The sequence below is a fragment of the Ruminococcus sp. CAG:330 genome (assembly GCF_000437175.1).
Lineage (GTDB): Bacteria > Bacillota > Clostridia > Oscillospirales > Ruminococcaceae > Ruminococcus_C.
Map to the genome: position 1 here is coordinate 41,965 of NZ_FR898004.1, position 6,358 is coordinate 48,322.

7 protein-coding genes are annotated in these 6,358 nt (G+C 47.1%); 5 read left to right on the plus strand and 2 right to left on the minus strand.

What is annotated here, in order from left to right:
• Positions 1-4: 4 nt before the first annotated feature.
• Both QZL66_RS01815 and QZL66_RS01820 read right to left on the minus strand, forming a co-directional pair.
• Positions 5-736, minus strand: coding sequence for a hypothetical protein (locus tag QZL66_RS01815; protein ID WP_022410060.1), 732 nt, complete (start codon positions 734-736; stop codon positions 5-7).
• Entirely contained in the window at positions 733-1,269 is a 537-nt protein-coding gene (locus tag QZL66_RS01820; RefSeq protein ID WP_022410061.1) for a hypothetical protein, read from the minus strand. The genes QZL66_RS01815 and QZL66_RS01820 overlap by 4 nt, the downstream gene beginning before the upstream one ends.
• Positions 1,270-1,859: 590 nt before the next feature.
• On the opposite strand from QZL66_RS01820, the gene QZL66_RS01825 reads away from it, so the two are divergent.
• The 5 genes from QZL66_RS01825 to QZL66_RS01845 all read left to right on the plus strand — a co-directional run bounded on the left by QZL66_RS01825 (position 1,860) and on the right by QZL66_RS01845 (position 6,212).
• Positions 1,860-2,249, plus strand: coding sequence for a hypothetical protein (locus tag QZL66_RS01825; RefSeq protein ID WP_021681384.1), 390 nt, complete (start codon positions 1,860-1,862; stop codon positions 2,247-2,249).
• 18 nt (positions 2,250-2,267) lie between these two features.
• The gene (locus tag QZL66_RS01830; RefSeq protein WP_022410062.1) at positions 2,268-2,588 is read left to right on the plus strand and encodes a hypothetical protein; all 321 of its coding nucleotides are present in this window, start codon (positions 2,268-2,270) and stop codon (positions 2,586-2,588) included.
• Positions 2,589-2,668: 80 nt separating this feature from the next.
• Positions 2,669-4,480 (plus strand): DUF927 domain-containing protein, encoded by a 1,812-nt coding sequence (locus QZL66_RS01835; RefSeq protein WP_022410063.1) that lies wholly within the window; start codon positions 2,669-2,671, stop codon positions 4,478-4,480.
• On the plus strand, positions 4,416-4,595 hold the full coding sequence (locus tag QZL66_RS01840) for a hypothetical protein (protein WP_293601766.1): 180 nt from the start codon (positions 4,416-4,418) through the stop codon (positions 4,593-4,595). The genes QZL66_RS01835 and QZL66_RS01840 overlap by 65 nt, the downstream gene beginning before the upstream one ends.
• A 75-nt stretch (positions 4,596-4,670) precedes the next feature.
• A complete protein-coding gene (locus tag QZL66_RS01845) occupies positions 4,671-6,212 on the plus strand; it encodes a recombinase family protein (RefSeq protein ID WP_022410064.1) in 1,542 nt (513 codons plus the stop codon).
• Positions 6,213-6,358 lie beyond the last annotated feature (146 nt).

The window sequence follows — 6,358 nt, forward strand, 5'->3', positions numbered from 1 at the left end:
TTTTTTACTGCAGTTCTTCCTCTGGTGAGAAAAATGGGAAAACGAGAAATTTCTGTTCCTTTACAAACGCTCTGCCCTCCGGTGTGTCCTTGACAAAGAAAAGAAGCGTGTCACATAACGGATTGATGCTGTTGATGTGCTTATCGATCCTGCCGTTTTGATTCAGGTAAATCGCTTTGTTGTACTGCGGAATCACTGCTAAGATCACATCGGCATTTCTTTTTTTGATCTTTTGGCACAGTTTGCGGAGCATGTTGATTCTGCTCCAGGTCAGGGACTTCTGTTTTTCCTTGCTTTCGATCCTCGCCAGCGTGTCCAGTGCTTCCACCGCAGGAAGCTTTGCAATACAGGTGATGACCGGACCGCCATACGTTGTCAGCGTATAGTGATTGGAGAGAAGCACATCCATGTCCTCTTTCTCTGCATCGATCTCATAAGTTTCTATGATCCGGCTTGCCACAGCAGCAGTCAGCCGTTCTTTCTCCTGATACAATCCATACGCTGAAAGATGGTCGATCAGCATTTTCCGCATCCGGCTGTACTTGGGAAATGCTACATTGCGATACAGGATCGACTGGGAAGCATCGTGCTGGATGTCATCATAAATGGCATCCATTGCAAAGACAGAAAGGTCTTCCTTCCGGACAACCACATGTTCATAGAAGTACACAGCCATCGCTTCCAGAACGTCTTCTTCCTCATACCTGGGTTTTGGTCCTCTTTTTTTGCCGCTCATACAGACTGCTCCTCTTCGATGGAATGGAAATGGGACTGCACCCGATTTTTCGATTCCTCATCTTTACATAATATCACAAGGGTGTCCACGTCAAAGGAGAGAAAGAGGATGTCCTGCGGAAACTTTTCCTTTAGCTTGCGGGAGAGATAGTAAAAGTGTGCGTTTTTCTTGTCGGTCGTGCTGCTGATCTTGCTTCGCAGCCGAACAAACAGCCAGGATACGTTGGACACCATGGAAAGTGTTGTTCCCTCTGCCAGAAGCTCCAGTGACATCTTGTCATACTTTCCGACAAAGGCGTACAAATACGGCTGGATCTTCTTCTTTCCGCTCTCAACGCCCAGCTCTTCCCGCATTTTGCGAATGAAGTGACGCTGTTCCGGGACTCTCTTTCCACGCTCTGTATACCATTTCTCAAAAAGCTGATACAACTGCGGAAAGGTTTCCGGAACATTTTTGCTGTCTCTGATCTGTACAGTGATCAAATCCGCACAGTCTTGAAAGATTTCCTCCCATGGATACTGATAATTCGACATTTTTTTCCCCTCATCTCAAAATTTCTACGTTCTGCACAATAGAATAATGCTAATGCAACCAAAAATATATCAAGTTGCACAAATGAACATTTTTGCTGTGATCTTTTACAAAATATATGCCCATTGAGATCAATCCCTCAAAAGCACGCTCTGAAAAATAGTAAAGTAATGATACAGCATTTTCCGATACTCATTATAGCAGATTCTTTCTAAAAAATCAAGCGTACTTTACGAGAGCATTTTGTCAATAGACATCCCTGGGAAGAATGCTGCTATCCAGAAATACAAAACAAAAAATAACGTATTTCCGACAAGAAAAAAGCAGATAATGAATTGAAAAAATAAAAAACGCACAACTGACTTTTGGAGCAGCTGGAAGCCATAGGGTTCCTAAGCCGAGAATCCGCTCTTTGATAAATAGAAAATTAAAAACGGCGTAAATACGTTGAATATATATATGATTAGCGCTATAAAGCAAGAAAATATGACCTATTGACAGAATTGATTAGACTCGCTATAATAAAATGCAGAGAGCAAAACGCTCTCGAAGATGATTTTTGAGTCCCTTTACTGGGAGAAAGGAATATATTATGAAACAGAATTTAAACGAATTTCTAGCATCCGTAAACGCACACGCCTATACACCAGATAAGAGTCTTGCGGGATGCTTCATCATTACGAACACTGTTAACAGTCGCAGATTTCGCTTAAGCAAAACGTTCAGAGATGCCCTGAACAGTCCAATTGCAATCGAGCTGTATTTTACAGAGGATTCCGTTTTAGTCATTCCCACTGACGGTACTTCAAAGTGCAGCATAACATTTCGTTCTGGAGGATACGTGTATGACAGCTGCTTAACTGAAAAACTAATTGAGATGAGTGGCGTAGAAGTTCCTGAAGGAAAGTCACGCAAAATCGGAATTTTTACGACGAACCAACTGGAAGACGGCTCAATTTACGCAGAGGTAAAGTTTAATTGATGAATGGAGGATGAATTCATGAACGTGACACTATATGATGAAACAGACCTACTTGAGAGCGGGACATATGAAGCTCAACTGATAGCCGTCTTCGAATATGCCAAGGGTGAAGTTTGCCTCAAGTTTCAACTATCCAGCATGGATCACACGATCTTTCTGAAATTTGTAACACTGGAGGATCTTGGAAAACACCCGTGGAGCAACATTTTTCGGGCGATAAATACCACCGATACAGATGATCTTCTGAATCACACTTTTCGACTGGAAATCTCTACAGTGACATCCAAGAGGAGCGGCACTCGCTTCAGTAACGTAAAGCGGATTGAACTGCTAAAGTAAAAAAAGTAAAATAGACAAACGGGGTGGGGCGATACCAGCTTATCGCTTCACCTTTTGTTTGAGAAAGGACGTATAACATCATGATCGAGTTTACCCCGATTCCCGTCGGGTTCGAGTTGGAGCGGTTCGGAGGTGCATCTATCGACCTTCATGAATGGATGCGTCTGCGGAAGTACGCACTGGAGTTTGTGGTCGGAAAAGGTGTAAATGCAACCAGCTTCACCGTGCTGCACACCGAAGCAGGATTCGCAGACCTTGCCAGCCATACACAGGTAAAATGGCTGGCAGACCACTTTGAGCTTCTCTGTGTTGCGGCGGATGAAAAACACCGTCACTTTCTGGACATACAATATGAGGGCGTAATTCATCGGATCCCGTTTGAAGCACTTCTGCCGGACAAGATCTGTGCGACACTGTTCCGCATCGGCGTTGCGGTGGATCGTACTTTCGGAGCTTATGAAGCGATGAGCATGTACCTGCAGGCTGCTGTGGCAGCGTTACCGGTAGAGGATGCCAGACAGGTCCTGGGATGGAAGGACAGCAATACCCTGCACTGGTGCGGTGCAGCTCACAGCCCGCCTGTGCTGCGGGCACATCTGGAGATGTCACCGGAGGATTACCTTGCAGAACTGAACCGTCTGATACTCCCTATGCCGTCACTGCAGTTTGTGCTTTGTGCAGCAGCGGCATCCACACTGCTTGCCTATCTGAGGATCACAGAAAAGCTGCCTGCGGATTGTTTTGGCGTGTCACTGGTGGGAACTTCCTCTACCGGAAAAACGACCGCCTTAAAGCTTGCAGCATCTCTGTACAGCTCACCGGACGACGAAAACGTTTTTACCGCATTCTATGGAACGGCAAACGCTTTGCACAGCATGCTGGGAAAACATCACGGTGTGCCGATCGCCTATGACGAGAGCACGATTCACAATGCGATCAGTATCTCTAACTTCATCTATGCTTTTACACAAGGGCAGGAAAAACTTCGGCTTGACAGCAATGCCCAGTTAAAATGCCGGAACAACTGGGCGTGTACTGCGTTGTTCAGCTCGGAGACTTACCTTGTGAATGTCGAACGAGACAACCTGGGAATCGTTGCTCGAGTGATCACACTGGATGGACTGACATATACCAAAGACAGTACTCATTCGGAACAGATCAAGGCATTTACAGGCAAAAACTACGGATATGTGGGTTCTCTGCTGGCAGAGCATCTTCTTGCATCAGACAGTGCGGAGATCTTACAGCAGTTTCAAGACGTGCGTGGAGAACTGCTGGAACTGTTTCCGGAAACATGCAGCCTTTCGGAACGGCTCGCTATGAACTACGCCATGATCATAACAACATCTGTGATGTTGAGTACACTGGGCATTCAGACCAATACGGAGATCCTAAAGCAGATGTGCGTGCTTCTGCATGGTGAGATCACTGAAGAGGCACATCCGGGCAAAAACCTGGTATGCCGTATCTTCAATTATATCTCCTGCAGCTACAAAATGCTGGAGGGTATCAAATGGACACTGGATCGGGAAAAGAAGCCGATAAAGGTGGAGATCTTGGAGTCCACCTTTGAACATATTCTGGAACAGATCGGAGCCACCGATAAAAAAACCGCAGTTCGTGTTCTTCTGGATGAAGGATACTTGGTCACACCGGAGAAAAACCGCATTAAGGCAAAGATCAGCATCGACGGCGTTGTCAGCTACGGCTACCGGTTTTGCTATCCGAAGATCGATGAAGCCTTTGGTCCGGTGAATGATGCCGTTTACACCTACAAAAGGCAGAGCCTGGGACCGATGCAGATAATGGAGGAAAGAGAAGCTGCCTATGGAAGAGATTACCAGATTAAAGATCAGCCGAAACCGATTGAGGGAAAGCTTTTTTTACTATGACGGCTGTGATACAGAAAAACAAAAAGCTTCTGATGAAGAAGCTGCCGACGATCGCATGATCGATCTGGCGGCTGATGTTCTCGTTGCGATTCTGATGGAGGAGCGTGCATCATGAGATACTGGGTCGTACGACCGCCGCCGGAGTGCGGTTGGAGTGGCAAGAAAAAACAGAAGGGAAAGGGATTTTGCAATGAATACATCAAAAAAGACGCAGCTTGCACTCGTCTATATTCGCTATAGTTCACATGCCCAGGACAACGGCAATAGTCCGGCGGCACAGATGACGTGTGCGGAGAATTACACAGAAGCACATCAGCTGACCATTGAACAGATCTATCACGATTACGCTAAAACTGGCAGAAACACCAATCGGGAAGGCTACCAGCAAATGAAGAATGATATCCTGTCCGGAAAAGTACAGGCAAAGATCGTTGTGGTAAGAGCACTGGATCGGCTCCACAGAAACACCGGGAATCAGATCGAAGACCTGAAATGGATGGAATCACATGGGATCCGGCTGATCGCTGTGAATGACAGCGTTGATACGGCATCTGAGGACTACAGCAAGTTTGCCACGATCGTAAAGGCAGCAGCGGCAGAGGAAACATCAGACAACATTTCTAAAAACACCAGAGCGGCACTGCTGGAAAGTGCCAGACAGTGCCGTCATCTGGGCGGCGTTCCGCCTATCGGCTATACAGTCAATGAGGCTGGACTCTATGAGATCGATCCTCTGACAGCACCGATCGTTCGTGACATCTATATCCTTTACAGCAGCGGCATGGGCTACAGCTACATCAAAAAACATCTGAAACAAAAGGGATACAAGACCACCGGCGGCAACGACTTTTCAGACACCGCCATCCACACCATCCTGACGAACCAGAAGTACAAGGGCACTTACACCTACGACCGCACAGCTGCCAAGGACAGCGACGGACACCGAAACTCCCACAAGATCAAGCCGGATCCCATAGAGATCCCGGACGGGATGCCGGCGATCATCGAGCCGGCACTCTTCGACAAAATCCAGGAGAAGCTGGCACAGAACCGCCGGCGGACAGCCAGCAGAACCGGCAAGAACTACTACGCCCTCAACGGCTTCACACGCTGTCCGAAGTGCGGCAAGCCGTTCTCCGGCAACGTCAACCACAGCAACGGGCACAAGTACCTGCAGTACCGAAGGAGCTGTGACTGCGGCATCCCCAGCGTGCGGGCAGACCAGCTGGCACCGTTTGTGTTTCACGCAGTGAAGAACTGCATCTTTCAGCCAGCCAATCAGCCAAAGATCATCGAGGCAGTCAACCAGAAGCTTTCTCTCCGAAAACTGATGCAGAGCGGAGAGACCAACACCATACAAAATCGGATCAACGGACTGGAAAAGGCAAACGCCAACCTGATGGCATACCTGGAACAGGGACGTGCCACCGAGACCATCCTGCGTTCCATTGAGAAAAACGAACAGGAACTCCAGCAGCTGAAACAGCAGCTGGATGCTTTGGACAATCCGATCTCTGCGGTCGATGATGCAACATACCGGGAGATCGTTCAAAAAATTACAAATTACATGTGTACTGAAAAATCGCCGGAGGCAGCTGCGCTGAAAGAGACTGTGCTCCGGGACATTCAGATCATCAAAGAAACCATCACCGTGAACTTTCAGCACGGCGTTTTCATAGATGAAGAAACAAAAGCATACTTCAATGACAACAGAAAGGAACTGGCATCATGACATATCAATTTGAAAATCCCATTATGTGTACCGAAGCACTGGTAACCGCAGTAGAGGAATTGAACGACTTTGAACAATATACGCTGACAATTCTGGGAATTGACCAGAATGGCTGTTACACCAACAAGGGAACCGTGACGATCAAC

Excerpts from the sequence above, each read along its gene's own strand:
- QZL66_RS01820 (WP_022410061.1), bottom strand. The coding sequence starts at position 1,269 with ATGTCGAATTATCAGTATCCATGGGAGGAAATCTTTCAAGACTGTGCG.
- QZL66_RS01840 (WP_293601766.1), top strand. The coding sequence starts at position 4,416 with ATGGAAGAGATTACCAGATTAAAGATCAGCCGAAACCGATTGAGGGAA.
- QZL66_RS01830 (WP_022410062.1), top strand. The coding sequence starts at position 2,268 with ATGAACGTGACACTATATGATGAAACAGACCTACTTGAGAGCGGGACA.
- QZL66_RS01815 (WP_022410060.1), bottom strand. The coding sequence starts at position 736 with ATGAGCGGCAAAAAAAGAGGACCAAAACCCAGGTATGAGGAAGAAGAC.
- QZL66_RS01825 (WP_021681384.1), top strand. The coding sequence starts at position 1,860 with ATGAAACAGAATTTAAACGAATTTCTAGCATCCGTAAACGCACACGCC.
- QZL66_RS01845 (WP_022410064.1), top strand. The coding sequence starts at position 4,671 with ATGAATACATCAAAAAAGACGCAGCTTGCACTCGTCTATATTCGCTAT.
- QZL66_RS01835 (WP_022410063.1), top strand. The coding sequence starts at position 2,669 with ATGATCGAGTTTACCCCGATTCCCGTCGGGTTCGAGTTGGAGCGGTTC.